The following is a 19,660-nucleotide window of genomic DNA, read 5'->3' as shown; positions in this document are numbered from 1 at the left end:
GGTGTCCAGGAAATCCGACGCCAAGAAGGCCCGCCGCAAGAAGCGGCAGGCAAGCCGTGACGAGCGCTGGTTGCCCGGCGACGTCAAGGGCGCCCTGGACGACGTCGACGTCGAATTGGCCCAAGCGGTCGAGACATTCGATGAGTGGCTGACATCGCGCGGCTGGACGTTCGACGCGGAATTCTCCACCGACACTCTGATCAGCTGGTTCTTCGAGCCGTCGGCTGCCGCGGTGATGGACGAGGGATACGAGCCGGTCACCCGGATCTGGATCACGGCCTCCGGGGAGGACGATGACTTCCCGGCGGGGGTGAAGGCGGTGCTGGTCGGCACTGGCGAAGACGCGGGTGCGCTCTACACCGTCGAGCCGGAAGTTCTTCTCGCCCAGATCGGTCCGATCGAGGCCTACCGGCCCGGCGATGCCGTGCCGGTCCTCGGCGACGCCTAGGCGCCCGGCTAATCCTGCTGCGGGTCCTCCACCACGCCGGTGGCGCTCTGAGCCCGCTTCTCGTAGGCGGCGCGGGCCGTTGTGTCGAAGTCGAGGAACACCCGGTCGGTGCCCATCTTCTTGGACAACCAACGCCGGCCGCGCGGAGGGAGGAACATCACGGCGGTGGCCAGGAAGCGTGAGTAACCCGGAACGGAGATCGACGTTGTCGGGTTGTCCAATGCCTTGACCACGGCGGCGGCGATGTCCTCGGGCTGCACCGGTTTGGTGGCCGCGGTGGTGTGGGTGCCTGAGATCAGTTCGGTGTTGGTGAATGTCGGCATGACACAACTGATCTGGACGCCCTGGGGCGCGTACTCGTCCGCAAGCCCGGTGGACAGCCCGACCACGGCGAACTTCGTCCCGGCGTAGAGCGCCTGGCCGGGCACGGCGAGCATGCCGGCCATCGAGGCGATGTTGACGATGTGGCCGCTGCGACGCCGGACCATCTCCGGCAGCGCCAGGCGGCAGCCGGTCACGACACCGTAGAAGTTGACCTCCACAGCGGTGCGCACCGCCTGATCGGAGTGGTCGAGGAACGGCCCGACCGGCATGACCCCGGCGTTGTTGATCAGCACGTCGATGTGTCCGCCGCCGTCGGCGCGAGCCTTGTCCAGGAAGGTCGCGAACGACTCGGGATCACTGACGTCGAGGGGGTAGCCCGAGACCGGCCCGAGCTTGCTGAGCTGGGCGACGGCCGACTCCTCGAGCGTCACATCCCGGTCGCCGATGACCACGCGCGCGCCGCGCTGCAGAAGGGCCCGTGCGGTCGCGAAACCGATACCCCGGGCCGCGCCGGTGATCGCGATGGTTTTGCCCCGGATGTTGTCCATGACCCGAAACTTTACAGGTGTCAACTTTTGGAGGAAAGGCTGTTTGTAATCGACCGTGCATTCAGGGTCTCGAGCGTGCGTCCAGGTCGAGATTTCGTCCGAATCGTCGCACTGAGTGCACACTCGATTCAGTGAACGCAGTGCGCTTCGTCCCCGTCGACTTCGACGATGCGCTGGCAGAGCCACTATTGGCCGAGCTCGCCGTCGAGTACGCCACCCGCTATGAGGCTCCCGAAGCGGGGGTCGCGCGGTGGCTGCGCGACCATCCGGCCGACCAGTTCCACCCGCCCGACGGCGGCATGCTGATCGGGCTGCTCGGCGATCAGCCGGTGACGGGCGGAGCGTTCTGTCGCTTCGACGACGACACCGCCGAACTCAAACGGATCTGGACCGACAGCCGGCATCGGCGTCAAGGCCACGCCGCCGCGCTACTCGCGGCCCTGGAAACCGAGATCGCCCGGCGCGGGTATCACCGCATCTACCTCACCACCGGCAACCGGCAGCCCGAGGCCGAAGCGTTGTACGACAGCGCCGGCTACAGCCGCCTCGATCAACCGCTGCCCAGCGATGCCGAGCAGTATCCGATCGCCTTCGTCAAAATGCTCTGAGGGCAAGCGAATTCACGGCTCAACGAGGCATCGCCTGACGTGCCGCTTCGCGGACAGGTCCGATCCACAGGTCGCCGTGCCCGGGAATCAGCACATCGATGTCCAGCGTCGCCAGCGCTGACAGGCTGCGCACACAGCCCGGTTCGTCATGGTTGAACACCCGGTGCAGTAGCTGCGGCCCCTTGGTCGGGGACAACGGATGCCCGGTCACCAGAGCGTCGCCACTGACCAGAACGTCGTCGACGATGTAGGAGCAGTGCCCGCCGGTGTGGCCCGGCGTCGGCACAGCTTGCGGCCGGCCGGGCAGCGTCTCGGCGACGGCCGGCGTGAGGACGCCCGCTGTCGGAATCCCGTCGTGGCGCAGCGCGCCCTTGCGCACGATGTCCAGCGACCACTTCACCCAGCGGGGCTGCCAGGCATGCAAGACCAGATCGACCGGGGATGCCTGTTGCAGGTACTCGCGTTTGGCGTGGCCGACCTCGTCGGCGTGGCAGTAGACCGGGGTGCCATGTGTGTTGGCGAACCAGATCGCCGTGCCGAGGTGGTCGACGTGGGCGTGGGTCAGCAGGATTGCCGTCACATCGGTCGGGCCGAACCCGAGTTTCCGCAGCGAGCCCAGGACGTCATCGCGGCTGCCGGGGAATCCAGCGTCGATCAACATCACGCCCGCGTCATCGGCGACCACCGTCCAATTGACCAACGGGGTCTGCGCCATGTGCACGCGATCGGTGATAGCGGTGAGATCCACGGCCATGCCGCGAGTGTAGGCCGCGCTCGACTAGGACTCGGCCACTCGCTGTGCACCAAAGGGGAGTAGAAACGAGAGCGTGGCTGAACTGAAACTGGGATACAAGGCGTCGGCGGAGCAGTTCGCGCCGCGTGAGTTGGTCGAGCTGGCGGTGCTGGCCGAGGCGCACGGGATGGACAGCGCGACGGTCAGCGACCACTTCCAGCCGTGGCGTCACGAGGGCGGGCATGCACCGTTCTCACTGGCGTGGATGACGGCGGTGGGGGAGCGCACCAAGCGGCTGGTCCTCGGCACGTCGGTGCTGACCCCGACCTTCCGATACAACCCCGCCGTGATTGCACAGGCGTTCGCCACAATGGGATGTCTGTACCCGGATCGGATTTTCCTCGGGGTCGGCACCGGAGAGTCGCTCAACGAGATCGCCACCGGCTACGAGGGCGAGTGGCCGGAGTTCAAAGAGCGGTACGCGCGGCTGCGCGAGTCGGTGCGGCTGATGCGGGAGCTGTGGCTGGGCGACCGGGTCGATTTCGAGGGTGAGTACTACAAGACCAAGGGTGCTTCGATCTACGACGTGCCCGAAGGTGGCATCCCGATCTACATCGCCGCGGGTGGTCCGCAGGTGGCCAAGTACGCAGGCCGTGCGGGTGACGGGTTCATCTGCACCTCCGGCAAGGGCGAGGAGCTCTACAAGGACAAGCTGATCCCGGCGATGAAAGAGGGTGCCGAGGCGGCGGGCAAGAACCCCGACGACATCGACCGGATGATCGAGATCAAGATCTCCTATGACACCGATCCCGAACTGGCGCTGGAGAATACCCGGTTCTGGGCGCCGCTGTCGCTGACCGCCGAGCAGAAGACCAACATCCACGATCCACTCGAGATGGAGAAGGCCGCCGACGAGCTGCCCATCGAGCAGGTCGCCAAGCGGTGGATCGTGGCCTCCGACCCTGACGAAGCTGTCGAGAAGGTCGGCGACTACGTGAAATACGGTCTCAACCACTTGGTGTTCCATGCGCCGGGCCACGATCAGCGCCGATTCCTCGACTTGTTCCAGCGGGATCTGGAGCCGCGGTTGCGCAAGTTGGGCTAAGTGCGGTCCGAATTCTCGAAACCGGCGAAGCGCAGCCACTTTCCGGCTGCCGTCATCAGTTCATCAAACGGCTTGAGCTGCAGCTCGGGATACTGCTCGGCGAACTTCGTCGACGGTAGTTTCCTTGCGGTGCCTTGAAGCCACCAAAGCTGTTTGGTGACAGTAGGTTCGGGCTCGATGGGCTGAGGTTCGGTAATCGGTGGCGAGATGCGATCCTGCAACTGCTGCTTCAGCCGGCCTTTGGTGCCGGCGCTGAGTCGACGTTTGATGGCGCGGGCCGGCGCAATGTTGAGGATCTGCTGGATTTTCTGGAAGTTGCTCTCGTCGTACTTTGCATCGCCAAGCAGACGTATCGTCGATGGATCAACGCCCACTTCGTGTGCAATGGCGCGATAGTAATCGGCCCAGGTGAGCGTCTCGTTGTCGGCGATGTTGAAGACATCGGAGCGGGGCGCAGCGGACTTCGCCAGTTGAACCAGGTGCTCGATGAGGTTGTCCACGTGGATCAGATTGCAGATCCCGCGCCCGCCGTTCAGCAGGTACGCGGTGCCGTCAATCAACGCCTTGGCCGGCTCCACGAGCCATCCCGACCCTGGGCCCCAGATCAGTCCCGGTCGCAGGATGACTGTCTGCACCGGCCCGGCGGACTGGGAGCGCAACCACGCTTCGGCAGCGGATTTCGCCTGGGCGTACTCCATCCAGTGCTTTCCATCTGGTACCGAATCGTCGTTCAGACCGTGAGTCTCTGCCCGGCCGAATACCTCAGCGGAACTCATGTGCACGAACAGGGGAACGTCCGCCTTCTGGCATGCGGCGTGAATGGACTGAGCGTCGCCGACCGTGCGCTTGTCGTCTCCCATGGTCAGGTTCACCACCGTTCCGCACCCCTTCAGTAGCGGAACCAGAGATGCCGGATCGGAAGCATCACCATGCACGGTGCGAATGCCGAACCGCGCCAACCGACCCTGACTGCGCGGGGATCGGACGATGGGCACGAGGGGTATGTCGCCGCGAAGTTCGGCACGTTCTATGAGACGGGCGCCGACGAAGCCCCCGGCCCCGATGATGGCGATGGGTTTCATTGCGGCTGACCGGCCTTCCAGTGCTTGGCCCGCGCGGCCACCTGTTCGTCTTCCGGCAGCCAGGGACACTCCAGCGGCTCGGCTCGCTCGTAGGCCTGGTCAATGGCGGCTTGCACACTCGCGGCCTGGAGGCCGGTCACGGGAAATGCTTCGCCGTAGCGAATGCATCTGAGCATGGCGATCAACTCGGCCTCGAAGCACGGGCCGTAACCGGCGGGCCGGGTCCGCTTGCCGCCCGTTGGCGCAAGGTCCACGGGCCACGATGTCTCGGCCGGTACCAGCGACCATCCCTGAGGGGTCTTGCGGCGATAGGTGCGAATGTCGGCATTGTCCAGAATCACCTCACCTGAGGAACCCCGGATCCGCAGACCATTATTCAGCGGGTACTCCCAGCTGACCTGCATGACGCCGCGGCCTCGCGGAAACACCAGCGACAGAAGCGAATTAGTCTCGACTCCACCTTCGAAACTGTCGTCGAAAGAGCGAGTTACCACCGGATCGCCGAAAATCCAGGCCAACTGATCCAGCATGTGCACGCCGATGTCCAGCAGCACGCCGCCGCCCGAACGTTCGCGTCGGAATGCGGCGTCGGTGGCCGCCTTCCAGCCATAGGTGCCCCCCTCGCGGTAGGTGAACTCGAGGTCCTCCCCGAGGTCGCCGTTCGCGACGAGTCGTGCGACGTCGGCGAAATTCGAGTAGAACCGCCGGGGATACGCCACCCCCAGCGTCCTGTTGGCTTTCGCTGCTGCCGCGTTCATGCGATCCGCATCGGCCACCGTTGTCGTCATGGGCTTCTCGCACAGCACATGGCAACCGTGTTCGAATGCCGCACACGCATGCTCGGCATGCAGAGCCGGCGGTGAGGCGATGATGGCGAGATCGTATGAGCCGTCCCGAAACGCCGCCGCGCAGTCAGGGTACGCGCGCGCCCGCTTGAACTTAGACGCGATCTGGCGCCCTCGTGATTCGTTGGGGTCGACGACGCCCAAGACCTCGACGGCCTTCGCCTTTTCCAGTCGCTGCAAAGGGAATTGGTAGAGCTCCTCAACCACGGCTCCTGCACCGATCAGGAGGATACGGATCATCGACAGCCTCTCTGCGCGGAGCCCCGCCCCTACCGGTTCATTCTCGAGCCAAGCCTAGTACCCCGGGGACGGGCAGATAGGTCTAATCCTGTTCTGCGCGCCCCGCGGTAGGCGGCACCAGCAGCCGCAGGACCCGGGAAATCAGCGGTTCGAGCCGCGCAGGGGTATGCGACATGAGTCGACTCGGCAGCGTGGGGTCGACCATCGGCAGTATCGCAAATACTCGAAGACCGATGAGGTAGGTGATGACCGCGGCGGGTAAGGCGACCACCAACGACCATGCGCCGCCTATGTTTAAGACCACCACATACGCCACCGCGCCCTGTGCCACCGCGGCAAGTGTTATCGCTCCCAGCGCGCGATACGGTGGGTGGAATCCGGTTTGTATTGCCGTGCAAATGATTTCGATGGCAATGACCAGTACTTGGACGATCCCTCGTGACCAGGCTGCTCCCATCAACCCGTATCGGGGTATCACCAGGAAGCTCAGCAGGATCAGAGCGACCAGGCCAACGGCGTTGGACACCACGAGAATCTTGGTCTTACTCAGGCTCAGCATGAGGTTGTTGTTGGTACCGCCGACACTGCAGATCCCAACGACGATCAGCAGTATCGATGCAACCGAGGCGGCTTCGGCGAATTCATCACCGAAGATCAGCGGGACCAATACCGGCGTGATCGCCGCAAGGCCGAGGCAGAGCGGAAACATCACCAACGCCATCAGCGCGGTCATCGTCCGGTACAGGCGCATCATGTGGTCGTGGGCGCCTTGACCGCTCTGCTCGCTGAAACGTGGGAGCAGGGCCGACAGGAAGAGCTGCGGCAGTTGCGACGCCATCTCGGCCACAGTCAGTGCGGCCGCGAACAGGCCAACGGCGGCGAGCGTGGCGTAGTGCTCGAGGAAGACGATCTGCGTTCGGCCGAACAACAGCTGGCCGGTCAGCGCGATCATCCAGCTCACCAGCGTGAACCTGAAGACTTCTTGTCTGAGGTCCGGACGGACGCGGGGCTTGTTGCGTAGCAGCGGCAAGGCCCGGCGGGCGGGGAGGATAGTGGCGGCGATATTGCCGGCGAGAGCACCTGGGACCCCGAACAGCCAGGCGCCGAGCACCGTTGTTGTCACCCTCAGCAGAGCCGAGACGGAGGAGATGCGAGCGAGCTTGTCGAATTGCTGCTCGCCTCTGAGATTGTAGAGATACAGGTCAGACAGTCTCCAGCAGATGAACCACGTCAAAGCGACTGCGATGACGACGATCTGGGAGGTATCGGAAAGCCCGGTGAGTGCACCTCTGCCTGGCCCGCTAAGGTAGAAGAACAAGACCACCGCAGCCACGATCGCGACAGCCACGGACAGCCGCAGGATCGCTCCGACCAGGGCGGCTACCTCATCGTCTCTGCCCATGGCACGGAGGCTGGGGATGAATCGCTGCTGTACGACATCGCTGCCCACGGTCGCGACCGCCACGGTGAGCGTGACGCACCAGATGATGTAGGCAACGACGCCAAGGTCGTCAGGCCCGAGCAGTCGGGCGGCAATCGCGCTGCCGACGAAGCCGGAGAGAGTGACGGCGGCACCGGAGATGGCGCCGAGAAGTGTGTTGCGGGCAAAATTCGGCGGCGCCAACCTTTATTCCTTCGAACATGACTGGCCGAGCCCGATGCGGTGCACAGGAGTCATGGTGTCATCTCCACGGAGCGAAGAAGGAAAGATCGGCATGTGGTCTCCGGTCTCACCGAGCGGTTCGGCGCCTCTTGACGACGACCCAGCCGATCAAGGCCGCCAATACCGCCAGTGCGGCAACGGCCGCGACCGAGTATCCGATCCATCCCGGAGCACCTCGATCGCGTGCCGCCGCCCCATCCAGCCCGAGTAGGCCCAGCGCGGCCGCTGGCCAGAACCCAACGTCCGGGCCACCCCGACAGGCCGATCCGTCGGTCTCTCCGGGATTCTTCACCCACAGCAGCCCATCGAGTGTGCCGCCGTGGAACAGCTGAGGTGGCTGTCCCAATCGCGCTCCCGGCGGGTTGCAGGTGGTGTCTTGGGTGCCTGCGCCGTTTCGGCTGATGTCGATCACGTAGTGCGCGTCGTCGATGCCGAGCTTGCTGAGTTCGATACGCACGCTCTCGGCATACCGGACTTCGCCTTCTGTCGTGTTGAAGTTCGACACGTTGAGGCTGAAGCCGGCAACTTTGTCGACGTCGACCTTTTTCAATCGGTCCGCGGCCTCGGCTGCGCTCAGCCAGTTCTCATGTCCTGCATCGATATAGACCCGCGCCCCCGTCGCCGAAAGCGTGTCGACTGCATATCGCAGCGTGCCCAGGCGATCGCCCTGCTCGCACTGTCCCAGCTGCGGAAGTGCGTCGGGTTCGAGGATGACGATCGCGTTGACATGACCCATCAACGCGGCGGCGGCGCCGTCGACCCAGTCCCGGTACTCCTGCTCATCGCGTGCACCGGTGTAGACCTGATCACCGGGCGTGGGGCCGCCGCAATCGAGATGAGGGATCCGGTAGAGCACGATCGTCGGGATTGCATTCGCCAACGTCGCGCCCCAGAGGTAGTCGCGAATGTCATGCTGGACAGTCGTAGTCGTGGACCAATCGGAGAACCACTTGGCTTGCGGCGTTTCGGCGATCGGATTGAATCGGGAGTCCTCCCGCGCCGCCGCGATCGCCTGCAGTTGTGGATCGCGATACAACGTCGCGCTGACCGGCTTACTGCCCTCTATCGTTCCCGAAGCGGGGCCATCTGACCGTTGCCCCGAATAGGCGACTGCAGCGAAAGCCAGCAGGATCACGAAGACTGAAGCCGCACCCGTAGCGAAAACGGTGCGCTTTTCTCCTCGCTTGACGCGCCGCCACCATGACGAAATCGGACCGGCTCGCCGATCGCTCACCGGCTAGGGCTTTCTTGGTGTACTTCTTCACGTCGCGCCAAGAACAAGATCGCAAGTGGAACGATTGTGACGGTCCAGTTCGTCGACCAATCGACATAACCCAGCGGCACCTCCAGCCATCCACTGACGGCAATCGCGGCGACAATCATTGCGCCGATTACCAAGTAGCGGCTTTTCGGCGCCGTGATGACATACATCTGCACGAGCAGCGACCCGAGAGCGAGGACGGCGAGCACAGCCCCGCCGGTGGCGACGAACTGTACGAACTGATTGTGGCCTGAGTAGGCCCCCGAGATCAGAGTGGTTGTTTCGCTCTTCGTGATTCGCGAATACCAATCCCTGCCGCCACCAAACAGAAGCGCCCGCTCGACCCAATGCGTCAGCGACCCGTTCCAGATGACTCCACGGCCGGTGTAGGCATCGGGATCCCATCCGCTGGACGACAGCCATCCCGTCAACGGCACCACGCACATGACCACAAGTAACGCGCCGGTTGCGAGACGGGCCACCGTTGACGCCACACGGCGCCAGCCGAACTCGGCAATAACCCAGATAACGGCACCCAACAGCAGGGAAACCGCCGCTGCGAACATGGAATTACGAGCCGACGACCACGCGATGGCGAATGCCACGATCGCCAACCCCGGGAACCGCAGCCACCAACGCGGCAGCAGGACCACCGCTGCGATCCCGACGGAAAGATACACACCCAGGCTGTTCTCCTGGGTGAACATTCCCTGCAGCAATCCCAGGGAGGGGAACACCGCCTTGTCGGGGCGGACGCTCAACACCCCTTCCGCAAGATGCGCTCGGCCGGCATCCGGCAGCAAGACACCGAACGCGATCGCGATGGCCGCCGTCAGCACCACGAGCACTCCCAGCGCGATGAGCACACGAGGGCGGGGGCGCAACGCTGCCAGCGCCAAAATCAGCACCACGTAGAGCACACCCTCGGGGGTTGGCCAGCTGCCGGAATACAGGTTGCGAATGATGATGTACAGCCAGGGCGCCAGCAGGACAGCGAGCCGCCACAGGCCCGGCCGGGTGACGTCGTTGATGCGGAAGATGATGATGCCGACGCACAGAAGGACCGCAAGCAGGTAGAACAGTTTGGAGACGGCGTTGGCGGCGGGCGGCCAAATCGGATCTGCACCGATCGGGACGAACACCTTTTCTGCAGTGATCGATAGGGCGATGAGCGAGCCGATTGCCCGGACCCACAGAATGACGATGAGCAACACCGCTGCTGCATCACACGTGATGAACAGCCGGCCTCTCCGGTGCATCGGTCCCTCCGCTCGCACTGCCCGGACCGTGCCATCGCGATGGTGCACGCACGGGAAGTGTGGATGTTACCGGCTGGTGAGCATCACTATCGGCAACGCGCTCCCTGCTTCACCGGGCTTTCCTTGGCCGCCGCGACGCTTCCAAGCTACCGTCACGTGGCGGGCGTTCTGGTGGTTGCTGTCCGAAGTGCGCAGCGCGAGAGGGGAAGCCGATGAGTGCACCACGACTGAAGGTCCTGATGTCGACGGGACCGCTCAAGCACCATGACAACCCATACCTGCAGCAGCTGGTCACCGATCTGAGTGATCAGGTAGACGTGCAGCCACTATCGTGGCGCACCGCCCTCTTCTTTCGTCCTGACGTCTTCCATGTGCACTGGCCTGAGCAGCTGTATCGCGCCAACGGGCGAGCGAAGACGATGGTCAAGCGGGTCTTGGTGGCGATACTGCTTCTGCGGTTGCGTGCGCGCCGAGTGCCTGTCGTTTTGACCGTGCACGACCTCGCGCCCCACGACCAAGACCGAGGCTTCGAGCGGTTGCTGTCGCGCGCTCTGGAGCGAATGTTCGCCCTCCGTATCTACCTCAACGAGTCGGAGCTCAACGACCCAGCGCGCGGGGTGGTCATTCTGCACGGGGACTACCGTGGCTGGCTGCAAAAACAAGGTGTCGACCTGACGCCACGGGAGCCCCACCGAGACGTCATCCTGTTCGGATTGCTGCGGCGATACAAAGGGATCGAAACCCTCATCACCGCGGCACGCGATGCGGATGCAACGCTGACGATTGCCGGGCGGGCGATCGACGAATCCTACGAACGTGAGCTGCGCGCGCTCGTGGCAGACGTCCCTTCCGCGGTGCTCGACATCAGGCACCTGGAAGATGACGAACTCACCGCCGAGATTTTCAATCACCGAATCGTGTGCCTTCCGTACACGCATATGCACAACTCGGGAGCGCTGGTCTACGCGCTCAGTATTGGGCGCCCGGTTCTTGCCCGGCGCAGTCCTTTCAACGAGGTCATTGCGCGCGAGGTGGGCGAGGAATGGGTGATGCTGTACGACGGCCCGTTGACCGCGCAAGATTTGAAGGACGCACTCAGTCGGACTCCACCTGCGGGACTGCCAGACCTCTCCCGGTGGGATTGGTCGACGGGAATTGCTTTGCATATGGCTTGTTACCGCGGTCTCGCCACAATGGCGCATGATCGACGGCCTCCCGCGAGGGTTGTCCAGGCGCTTCTCGAGGCCGAGCCCGGATTCGCCGCGCACTCGGCCTTTAATGCCCCGGTTGAGATTTCGTAGTCACAATTTCGCGAATGTCGCCAATACATCGGGCAGGGGCAAATGCGGTGCGCTGTACACTATGGACGTTCCCACCACGCCGGTTGGGACCCCGGATCGGTCAGAAGCGGAGCCAATGAGCGGAAACTCGGTCCAGCTCATTACGTGCTCCTACAGTGGCGACCTTGAGGTGTGTCGGCTGCTGTGCGCGAGCGTCGATCGATTCGCGCCAGAGGATGTGACCCATAGGCTTTACGTCCCCAGGCGGGATCTTCCACTATTTGCCGATCTCGCGACGTCGCGGCGGATTCTCGGCGCGCAGGAGGACCTGCTGCCGAAGTGGTTGTGGAAGGTACCGCTGCCCGGGCCGAAATGGCGTGCGAGACTTCGACTTCCCCGGCGCAACGTGTATTTGACCCCGTTCACCTTGCCCGTTCGTGGCTGGATTGCGCAACAGATGATGAAAATCGCTGCCACCCTCCGCAGCGATGCCGACATCGTCGTCCATGTCGACAGCGATAGCGCATTCATCCGTCCTTTCACCGCCTCGTCGTTCATGATCGACGACAAGACCCGCTTTCATAAGAGTGAAGAGTCGCTGCGACTCGAAGCGCACATACCCTGGTACGCGGCAGCGGCGCGGTTGCTCGGCCTTCCGGAAGCCGATTACTACACCACTGAATACATCGATCAGATCGTGGTATGGCGGCGCACGGTAGTGGAGGCTATGACGGCGCGAATAGAAGAAACGACGGGAGAGAACTGGGCAAAGTCCCTCGCCAGGACACCCCACCTCGCCGAATACGTGCTCTATGGGGTCTTCGTCGATCAAGTCCTCGGATTGGAAGCCGCGGGATTGTCGAATCAATCCCGCTCGCTGTGTCATTCGCGGTGGACGGGGGACTTCACTGGGCCGGCCGACGAGGCGGCCTTTGTCGATAGTCTGTTGCCCGACCCCATAGCCTGCGCCATTCAGTCGACGAATTCGATAGACGTCGAGGGGCGCAGACGAATTCTCGAGCGCGTCACCGAGCGCGCCGCGGAACAGGACTCACAGCGCTAGCAAATATCGGCGTGCGAGGCCCGGTTCAGACCTTGTAGGCCTCGCGCCAGAACCCCAACGGGTTGCGGATTGCTCGGCCGAGCTTCTCGCGCTGCATCCGGGCGTGCGCCTTCTTCAATTCCGGTGCGAACGGGCCTGGGCCCGCAGTGAGGTAGCCCCACAGCAGCGCGAGCGCGCCGATCACGTATGGACGTCGCGCAATGTAGCGGGCGCAATGCACGAGGAAATAAGTGAAGTCGTAGCCGATCCAGCGACTCGTCCGGCCATTGCGATACCGCCCCTGGATCTCTCCCGCGCTTGCGCCGATAGCGCGCGTCAGCTCGAAATGAGCGCCGGTGTCCACGCGGGTTTCCAAACCCGTGTGGTAGCTGACCGCGATCTCGTCGATCGCATCGAAGCCATGTGCCGTGGCCAGCGACTCGGTCGCCCGGTACGCGTCGATCGTGTACAGCTTGACCGCACCGGGCACGTGGAACTTCTGCTCGGCCATCCCTCGCGTCGCGATGACGCCGCCTGCGATGCCGACTCGACCGCTCGCAAGCGGCACGATCCGTTCGAGGTAATCCGGGGCCAGTCGCGCGTCGGCGTCCAGCTTCATCACGTGCGAATAGGGTTTCTGGGGCAGCGCCCTTTCGACGCCGAAGCGCCATGACCTGAACTCCGACCCGGAGAGCAGTCCGCCGTCGTTCTTCTTCGACAGGATGGTGGCGAACTTGTCGGTATCGAGTTGCGCAAGACGGTCGGCGGTGCCATCGGTGCTGCCGTCATCGACCACTACCCAATCGAAGTCCCGGAATCGCTGCGCCTTGAGGCACTCGAGGAGGCCCGCCACGTTGTCGACCTCGTTGTACATCGGCGTGACGATGAGCAGAGTCATATGTCTTCCCCCATTATTCCGAGTTGGCATGAGACTGCCGGACAACCCGCAGAAACGGAACCACGTCGCCGACATAACGCTTCAGGAGTCGGCCGGGATCGGTCAGAATGCGGTGCAACCATTCAATCCCGAGGCGCTGCATCCATTTCGGCGCGCGGCGGGCCGTCTCGCCGGCGATGAAGTCGATGGAAGCGCCGACGCCCATCAGCACCGCGGTCACCCCCTGCGCGCTGAGCAGGCTGACGGCGACCCGCTCCTGTAACGGAGAACCGACGCCGATCAGCACGAGATCTGCGCCGAATGCGGCCACCCGCGCGGCGAGCTCACGCATATTGTCGGCTGAGCCAAGCCACCCCATAGGAGCTTGCTCCGACTCGACGAGCCAACCATTTTCGCGGAAGACCGCCGCAGCCGCTTCGAGCGAGGCCGGCGTGGAGCCACCGACGAGGAAAACGCGATGGCCCCCGCCGTAGGTATGCGCCAAGGTGTATGTGATCCCACTTCCGGTGGAGCGGCCCGAAATCCCAGCACCCAGGCTTTTCGCGAGCCGCACTACCGGCCAGCCGTCGGCCAGAATCAGCCTGGCACGCTCGTAGATCGATCCGAACTCAGCTGAGGACTGAAGTCGAGCAACGTGATTCATGTTCGGTGTCACAACCAGGTGGGGCGCTCCCGCGGATAGCGGAGCACTACGCGTCAAGATCGCCTTGATAACCTCTGGCTCGCTTATTTCTGAAATGTTGAAGCGTGCATGGCGTGTGACTATCGGTCGCGGCATCCGCCGCTCATCCCGCCGACGTCATCTGCCGGTCATCATCGATCGGATGTCGCCTCATCGTTTCGGTCCTTCTCTTCGGCGGGCGCCGACTGCTCATCCTTGCGAACTCGCGACAACACAACACCCAGGATTTTAGCTCCGGCGTGCCGCAGGGAGTTGGTGGCAAGCAGGAACTCCTTACGTCGCGTATTGACCGCTTCGGCGACCACCACGACGTCCTTGATGTTCTGAGTGAAGAGCGAACCCTCGCTCAAATTCGTGATCGGCGGGGCGTCGACGATGATCACATCGAAGTAGCCGGCAAGGTCTCTCATCACCTCGCCGAACTTCTCGCTGGCGAGCATCTCGCCGGCATCGATGGCGCTGCCGCCGCACGGAATGATGGTGAAGCCGCGCCATGTCGATTCGAAGAACGACTCGTCCAGTTCATTACGGCCGGAGACCAGGTCGGTGATCCCCGGCGATTGCTTGATGCCGACCTGAGAAGCCAGGCGGCGTCCCCGCACGTCCGCGTCGATGAAGACCACATGGTTGCCTGCCTCGGCGAGCGCACCGGCGATGTTGGCCGCCACCATCGTCTTGTCCACGCCCATCCGTGGGGAGGTGAATACCAGACGTGTCGGTGTCTCATCGACTGCGTGGAGAACGTCGATGGCGATCCGCCGAAAGATCGCCTCGCGGTCGGGTGCCTGCGTCGAGACCTGCGAATCCTTGGCCTTGGTGCGACGTCCCGCCGGTATCCCGCCAAGGTACGTAGCGCCCAAAGCGGTGACGTCACGGCGCCTTCGCACCCGGGTATCGAAGTTGTCCACGAGAACCGCAGCGAATATCGCTGCGATGAACGCCAACCCAGCCGCGACGATGAGGTTCAACGTGACGTTCGGGGTCGTGTGGAAAGAGGGTATTTGGGCGGGTTGAAGCACGGAGACTTGGATCGGCGACGCAGCGACCGAAGCCGCGCCCTCGAGGCCGGCCACGGCGAACGGCATTGCGTTAGCAATGCGGTTGGCTGTGCGGTTGGCTGTGGCGGCGGCCTCCTCACCGGTCGGCGCCGACACCGCCACGTCGATAACCTGGGTGCCGGTGGGGATCGTGACTTCTGTCCGTTTGACCAGCTCTGGCACCGTGACACCCAGACTGAGCGAGTCTATGACCGGTTGCAGAACCTGGTTGGTGGTCACTACCTGTGCGTAGGTCTTCATGCGATCCGCGAGATACAACTGGGCAACCTGGCGGGTTTGCATCTCCGTATCCACGGATAAGTTGGGCGTGAATACTATTCGGGCGTTGGCGGTGAAGGTCTCCGGAACGAGGAACCCCACTCCGGCCACCGCAGCGCCGACCAGGACGAACACGGACATGAGTACCGGCCAGCGCCGCACCAACACACGGCAGTAGCTACGAAGGTCCACATTCCACCAGACTTGTCGGCACCAAAGGACTAGCAAGCCCGGTCAGACGTGCCTGCTCCTTGCTGACAATAGCGCGGGGAATCACGATGGGTTGCCCTGACTTACCTATCAAGGTAATTATTTCGCGGCCGCTCTAGGTAGTCCTTACAGCCGCGGCGGGTCAATCGACCCGGCAATAAACGGCTGGAGTGTTCGCGGCATCTGTGCCGACTGCTGAACAGTTCAATTCAACGGGCGTTTCGCGCGCACCTTGACATGTGGCAAACGGGATATGATCCTAACCCTGCTGAGGCCTGTCCCTCTCAGCGGTTGGGATTACCTCAATTTCGGACTCGAAAGTAGAACAGCGTGCACTCGATCGGTTCAGTCTGGTTCCCGGTTCCGCCGCAGCCACGGGGGCAGGGCACCTTCGTGCACATCGATACCTCTTTCAAGGCTCTCCGATGAACCGCTTCACAGCGAAGCGCGCGGTCACCTGGGCGATTTTGCTGGTTCTGTCGGCGACGCTATTCGGGTCATCCGCTGGGGTGGCCTATGCGGCGCCCGGCGACACGGCCGATCCGCCAGCTGCGGTCGAAGCCAATGTGTTGTCGTGGCCGGCCCTTGGTTTGCAATCGACGGTAGAGCTGTACGGGCGCGCCCGCACGCCCGTGACCGTTCCGCTGCCCGCAGGGATGACTGCTTCGCGGCTGAGGGGCATGATTGGCATGCCGGAGAATGTCACTGCCGGTTACCTCGAGATCGATGATGGCGACGGCAAATTTCTAGCGTCAGTCGATTTGTCCGCTGCGGCGACGGCCCAAGCCGCAACACCTTTCGATGTCGACATTTCGGCCGCACGTGTGCAAGGTTCGTCGATCGACCTGTCATTCGTGATCCGCGTACGCGACACTGTCGACCGTGCTTGTGCCCCTCTCCAGCGATTGACGATCAGTGATCTGACAACCGAATTCACTGGGACAAATCCTCCAGTGACCACGATCGCGAGCTTTTTCCCCTCAGTGCTCGGACGGGTAACAATCTATGCGGCATCCGATGCCAATTCCGCCGAGCAGCAGGCGGTGTTGACGCTGGTGTCGACCTTGGCGCGAATCTACGCGCCCCGGCCGCTGCCGATTACGGTCGTCAGCCAGCCGCGTGGCGCGCAACCGCCGCCGGCCCTTGGCATGGATCGTGCGGTTGTCGTAGAGACCGGCGAACCCGGCTTGAGCGTCGAAAATCCCGGGGCGCCAGACGCTTATCTTCGGATTTCCGGTGACGGCGACCAACTCTCGGCACAGGTGTCGTTGCTTACCACTGAGCTGCAACCACTGGCGCAGGTGGCCGCGGCTCGCGTCACCCAAGCCGGGTCCGACACGGTTCAGCGCGGAGACACGCTCACGTTCGGCGAGTTGAAAGTGAGCGGGCAAGCCACTTTTTTCGAGACGAGCACTTTCGAGGTCGGTTCTGACCGTGCATCGTTGGGCCCCAGATTCGACGGGGTTCAGGTTCATTTGCTCGCCGACTACACGCCTGTCCACCAAGGTGACGCATCAACGGTGATGATCCGCTCCAACAACGTCATCGTCTATCGGGGCACGCTCGACGGCACCGGACGTCTGGATACGACGTTCAACCTCGACAGCCGAATTCTCGACCAGCGGTACATCAATCTCCAATTCACGCTGACTGATACGCCGGCGCAGGACTGTTCACCCTTGGTTGCGCCCATGACATTTCAGATTGATCCACGATCCACGCTCACCATGCACAGGGGTGGCGCTCCACTTGGCGGCTTCACCGCGTTTCCGTCCGAGTTCAGCCCCAAGTTCGTGGTGGCGCTCGACGGAAGTAGCCCTAATCAGCTCAGCTATGCCGCCGACATAGTTGCGGTGGTGTCGCGCATTACGAAAACCCCTCTCACGCCACAGGTTGTCAGCCTTCAGTCCGCGGTAGACGGCAACTCGGGGGCACTGATAGTGGCCAATTCCGGGGCCATCAAACAAACTGCACTGAACCCGCCGATTGGCGGCGAGGGTCCGATGGTGAAGTTCGGGCTGCCGACCGAGTTGAACGTCAACATGGAGGGTGGCCTTGGATCTATTCAGGCTTTCGCCGATCCGCAACGCAATCGATCTGTCATCCTCGTCACGACGACTGGCGACTGGAAGCTGGTGGACCCCCTGTTCAGCTATATCGCGGCTTCGGACCGTAACTGGTTGGGGCTGACCGGGGACGTGCTCGCAGCAGGCGAGGCAGGCACGCCGACCAATGTGGCGATCCGAACGACCAGCGACAGCCTCGCGCCGACTCAGACCAGCGGCAGTTCGGGCGGGTGGCTCAAATACGGCCTTATAGGTGGCGGCGTGCTCGCGGTCATTGCGGTCTTGGCCGTGATCTTGGCTTTACGCCGGCCCAAACCCGCTGACGTCGATGAATAGTCTGCCGACGAAATCGGCGGTCAGCTAGCTTCCCTCAGCGGCCCGGGCATCGGCGAGGTGATCGGCCAGTCGGACTCCCAGCGCGATCCCGACGAGCGTCGGGTTGGCCTGACTCGAGGTGGGAAGCACCGAAGTGCTCGCCACGTACAGTCCGCGTACCCCGTGGACCTGCAGGTCGGAATCCACCACGCCGTCCTCGGCAGATTCGGACATACGCGTTGTCCCGGCCTGGTGGTAGCCGGCGAACCCGCGCATGAACTCCCGTACCGAACCTTCGGGATCGTCGGTGAGCCACTCCACATTTCCGGCACCGGTGGCACGCAAGTGGGCGTCGATGAGTTCGATTGCCTTGCGGGCGCTTTCGTAGTCGGCGTCCGAAAAGTGCATATGGGTCCGGACTTTACGCATGCCGAGTGCGTCGCGCTCCTCGGTGAGTTCGACCCGACTCTCCCAGTGCGGTAGATGCTCACCGTGGTAGTGGAGCAAATACCGGTTGTCGGCGCTTTTGATGAAAAAGCCCGGCGCCTTGCGCCCCTTGCGGATGAGGCGGGCGTAGGAGAATGTGATCGCGAACCGGATGGACGGGATCAGATCGCGCACGATGTTGCGGACGTGGGCCATGATTTGCGGTGGACCCTCGGTCTTGGTGTGGGCCTCACGAATCGCCTCGGCGAGCAGGAAACGACCCACCGGGGAGATCAAAGTCAGGTAGACCCCCGACAGGATCCCACTTCCGTGTCCCGGGTCGCTGATCGGCGGATTGACCAACCAGGTTGCAGCATTGGGGATTTCGAGCTCGCGCTGCAGTTGCGGACTGAAGGTGAACCGTCGCCGGACGTACACGCCGTCGCGGTCACGCTCGTGCTCGTAGATGACGTCGTCGGTGTTGAATTTCACGCGGGCGAATCGGCCCTCGGTATGGGCCATATACCAGCGCCCCAGATGCCCACCCGCGTTGCCCAGCCCCGCCGGATGATGGCGGTCTGATGCGAGCAGCAGCCGGGTTGCCTCCACGCCGCCGGTCGCGATGACGTAATCGTTTGCGACCACCTTTCCTTCCTTACCGTCAAGGGTTTTGACGACGAGGTGATCCACGGAGTCGCCGCGCTCGGTGGTCACGACCTCTGTGCAGGTCAGGCCGGTCCACAGCGACAACAACGGGCTGTCGTGCATGGCGTCGCGGTACTCGCGGCCGAAGCGCGTCGGTAGTGCCCAGCGTTCGAGGTCACTGGTGCGCACGTCACCGTCGGGCAGTCCGGCGACCAGATCGCGTTGCGCGAGTTCGGGAATGTCTCGCACGTTGAAGGCCGCCCGGCCGCACTGCGCCCAATCACAGGCGCGTTGCATATAAGGCTCGACATCGGAGTGCCGGATGGGCCACGGCGCCTGCGCCGTCAGCGGTCGGTCCTCGAAGTCGATCGGGTCGAACGCGACACAACGCCCACCCCATAACGCCGATGCGCCGCCCACCGCGCGGCGGACAGTCAGATCGCTGCGGGCATGGAAGACGTCGTCTTGTCGCGAGTCGAACGACGCCAACTCCTGTGCGGTGTGATCGGTGCGCTCCAGACCGCTTTCGATGAGCGCCACCTCGACACCGGACTTCGCGAGCTCCAAGGCGGTGGAGATACCGATCGGACCGGCGCCGACGACAACGACGTCCGTCCTGATCGTCGTACCCGCGACGAAATCTTCGGTCTTGCGCACCATCCGG

17 protein-coding genes are annotated in these 19,660 nt (G+C 63.3%); 6 read left to right on the top strand and 11 right to left on the bottom strand.

Features of this window, described 5'->3' with window-relative positions:
* Position 1 precedes the first annotated feature (1 nt).
* A complete protein-coding gene (locus G6N32_RS25030; protein WP_115318433.1) occupies positions 2–448 on the top strand; it encodes a hypothetical protein in 447 nt (148 codons plus the stop codon).
* 8 nt (positions 449–456) lie between these two features.
* On the opposite strand, the gene G6N32_RS25025 is transcribed toward G6N32_RS25030, so the two are convergent.
* A complete protein-coding gene (locus G6N32_RS25025; RefSeq protein WP_115318434.1) occupies positions 457–1,320 on the bottom strand; it encodes an SDR family oxidoreductase in 864 nt (287 codons plus the stop codon).
* 131 nt (positions 1,321–1,451) lie between these two features.
* On the opposite strand from G6N32_RS25025, the gene G6N32_RS25020 reads away from it, so the two are divergent.
* On the top strand, positions 1,452–1,928 hold the full coding sequence (locus G6N32_RS25020) for a GNAT family N-acetyltransferase (protein ID WP_115318435.1): 477 nt from the start codon (positions 1,452–1,454) through the stop codon (positions 1,926–1,928).
* Between the two features lie 19 nt (positions 1,929–1,947).
* Here G6N32_RS25020 and G6N32_RS25015 read toward each other — a convergent pair whose 3' ends face one another.
* Complete coding sequence (locus tag G6N32_RS25015; protein ID WP_115318436.1) at positions 1,948–2,682, bottom strand: MBL fold metallo-hydrolase; 735 nt, start codon at positions 2,680–2,682, stop codon at positions 1,948–1,950.
* Positions 2,683–2,755: 73 nt separating this feature from the next.
* Here G6N32_RS25015 and fgd point away from each other — a divergent pair, with 73 nt between their 5' ends.
* Entirely contained in the window at positions 2,756–3,766 is a 1,011-nt protein-coding gene (gene fgd / locus G6N32_RS25010) for a glucose-6-phosphate dehydrogenase (coenzyme-F420) (protein WP_115318437.1), read from the top strand.
* On the opposite strand, the gene G6N32_RS25005 is transcribed toward fgd, so the two are convergent.
* The 5 genes from G6N32_RS25005 to G6N32_RS24985 all read right to left on the bottom strand — a co-directional run bounded on the left by G6N32_RS25005 (position 3,763) and on the right by G6N32_RS24985 (position 10,071).
* Positions 3,763–4,848 carry an NAD-dependent epimerase/dehydratase family protein gene (locus G6N32_RS25005; protein WP_115318438.1) on the bottom strand — a complete coding sequence of 362 codons (1,086 nt, stop codon included), beginning with the start codon at positions 4,846–4,848 and terminating at the stop codon, positions 3,763–3,765. The two genes, fgd and G6N32_RS25005, sit on opposite strands and share 4 nt — an antisense overlap.
* Positions 4,845–5,933: a Gfo/Idh/MocA family protein gene (locus G6N32_RS25000; protein WP_115318439.1), complete on the bottom strand. Its 1,089-nt coding sequence runs from the start codon at positions 5,931–5,933 to the stop codon at positions 4,845–4,847. The genes G6N32_RS25005 and G6N32_RS25000 overlap by 4 nt, the downstream gene beginning before the upstream one ends.
* Before the next feature lie 82 nt (positions 5,934–6,015).
* The gene (locus tag G6N32_RS24995) at positions 6,016–7,557 is read right to left on the bottom strand and encodes a lipopolysaccharide biosynthesis protein (RefSeq protein WP_115318440.1); all 1,542 of its coding nucleotides are present in this window, start codon (positions 7,555–7,557) and stop codon (positions 6,016–6,018) included.
* 106 nt (positions 7,558–7,663) lie between these two features.
* A complete protein-coding gene (locus G6N32_RS24990; RefSeq protein ID WP_163789446.1) occupies positions 7,664–8,731 on the bottom strand; it encodes a glycoside hydrolase family 6 protein in 1,068 nt (355 codons plus the stop codon).
* Positions 8,732–8,826: 95 nt separating this feature from the next.
* Positions 8,827–10,071 carry an O-antigen ligase family protein gene (locus G6N32_RS24985; protein ID WP_163789444.1) on the bottom strand — a complete coding sequence of 415 codons (1,245 nt, stop codon included), beginning with the start codon at positions 10,069–10,071 and terminating at the stop codon, positions 8,827–8,829.
* Between the two features lie 257 nt (positions 10,072–10,328).
* Between G6N32_RS24985 and G6N32_RS24980 the strand changes: the two genes are divergently transcribed.
* Positions 10,329–11,417 (top strand): glycosyltransferase family protein, encoded by a 1,089-nt coding sequence (locus tag G6N32_RS24980; protein WP_115318443.1) that lies wholly within the window; start codon positions 10,329–10,331, stop codon positions 11,415–11,417.
* 115 nt (positions 11,418–11,532) lie between these two features.
* A complete protein-coding gene (locus G6N32_RS24975) occupies positions 11,533–12,459 on the top strand; it encodes a DUF6492 family protein (protein ID WP_115318444.1) in 927 nt (308 codons plus the stop codon).
* 25 nt (positions 12,460–12,484) lie between these two features.
* Here the strand turns inward: G6N32_RS24975 and G6N32_RS24970 are convergent, their stop codons facing one another.
* The 3 genes from G6N32_RS24970 to G6N32_RS24960 all read right to left on the bottom strand — a co-directional run bounded on the left by G6N32_RS24970 (position 12,485) and on the right by G6N32_RS24960 (position 15,526).
* Positions 12,485–13,312 (bottom strand): glycosyltransferase family 2 protein, encoded by an 828-nt coding sequence (locus tag G6N32_RS24970; protein ID WP_163789442.1) that lies wholly within the window; start codon positions 13,310–13,312, stop codon positions 12,485–12,487.
* Positions 13,313–13,349: 37 nt separating this feature from the next.
* On the bottom strand, positions 13,350–13,979 hold the full coding sequence (locus G6N32_RS24965; protein ID WP_163789440.1) for a WecB/TagA/CpsF family glycosyltransferase: 630 nt from the start codon (positions 13,977–13,979) through the stop codon (positions 13,350–13,352).
* Between the two features lie 170 nt (positions 13,980–14,149).
* On the bottom strand, positions 14,150–15,526 hold the full coding sequence (locus G6N32_RS24960; protein WP_419538670.1) for a tyrosine-protein kinase domain-containing protein: 1,377 nt from the start codon (positions 15,524–15,526) through the stop codon (positions 14,150–14,152).
* Between the two features lie 443 nt (positions 15,527–15,969).
* On the opposite strand from G6N32_RS24960, the gene G6N32_RS24955 reads away from it, so the two are divergent.
* Positions 15,970–17,946: a hypothetical protein gene (locus G6N32_RS24955; protein WP_115318448.1), complete on the top strand. Its 1,977-nt coding sequence runs from the start codon at positions 15,970–15,972 to the stop codon at positions 17,944–17,946.
* Between the two features lie 24 nt (positions 17,947–17,970).
* Here the strand turns inward: G6N32_RS24955 and G6N32_RS24950 are convergent, their stop codons facing one another.
* Complete coding sequence (locus tag G6N32_RS24950; RefSeq protein ID WP_115319035.1) at positions 17,971–19,656, bottom strand: FAD-dependent oxidoreductase; 1,686 nt, start codon at positions 19,654–19,656, stop codon at positions 17,971–17,973.
* Between the last annotated feature and the right edge of the window lie 4 nt (positions 19,657–19,660).

This window comes from Mycolicibacterium aichiense, from assembly GCF_010726245.1.
GTDB lineage: Bacteria > Actinomycetota > Actinomycetes > Mycobacteriales > Mycobacteriaceae > Mycobacterium > Mycobacterium aichiense.
The sequence above is the reverse complement of the archived record's forward strand: the minus strand, read 5'-3'. Positions and strand labels throughout refer to the sequence as shown.

Excerpts from the sequence above, each read along its gene's own strand:
- G6N32_RS24955 (WP_115318448.1), top strand. The coding sequence starts at position 15,970 with ATGAACCGCTTCACAGCGAAGCGCGCGGTCACCTGGGCGATTTTGCTG.
- G6N32_RS25000 (WP_115318439.1), bottom strand. The coding sequence starts at position 5,933 with ATGATCCGTATCCTCCTGATCGGTGCAGGAGCCGTGGTTGAGGAGCTC.
- G6N32_RS24970 (WP_163789442.1), bottom strand. The coding sequence starts at position 13,312 with ATGTACAACGAGGTCGACAACGTGGCGGGCCTCCTCGAGTGCCTCAAG.
- G6N32_RS24950 (WP_115319035.1), bottom strand. The coding sequence starts at position 19,656 with ATGGTGCGCAAGACCGAAGATTTCGTCGCGGGTACGACGATCAGGACG.
- G6N32_RS25015 (WP_115318436.1), bottom strand. The coding sequence starts at position 2,682 with ATGGCCGTGGATCTCACCGCTATCACCGATCGCGTGCACATGGCGCAG.
- G6N32_RS24975 (WP_115318444.1), top strand. The coding sequence starts at position 11,533 with ATGAGCGGAAACTCGGTCCAGCTCATTACGTGCTCCTACAGTGGCGAC.
- G6N32_RS24965 (WP_163789440.1), bottom strand. The coding sequence starts at position 13,979 with ATGAATCACGTTGCTCGACTTCAGTCCTCAGCTGAGTTCGGATCGATC.
- G6N32_RS25005 (WP_115318438.1), bottom strand. The coding sequence starts at position 4,848 with ATGAAACCCATCGCCATCATCGGGGCCGGGGGCTTCGTCGGCGCCCGT.
- G6N32_RS24980 (WP_115318443.1), top strand. The coding sequence starts at position 10,329 with ATGAGTGCACCACGACTGAAGGTCCTGATGTCGACGGGACCGCTCAAG.
- G6N32_RS25025 (WP_115318434.1), bottom strand. The coding sequence starts at position 1,320 with ATGGACAACATCCGGGGCAAAACCATCGCGATCACCGGCGCGGCCCGG.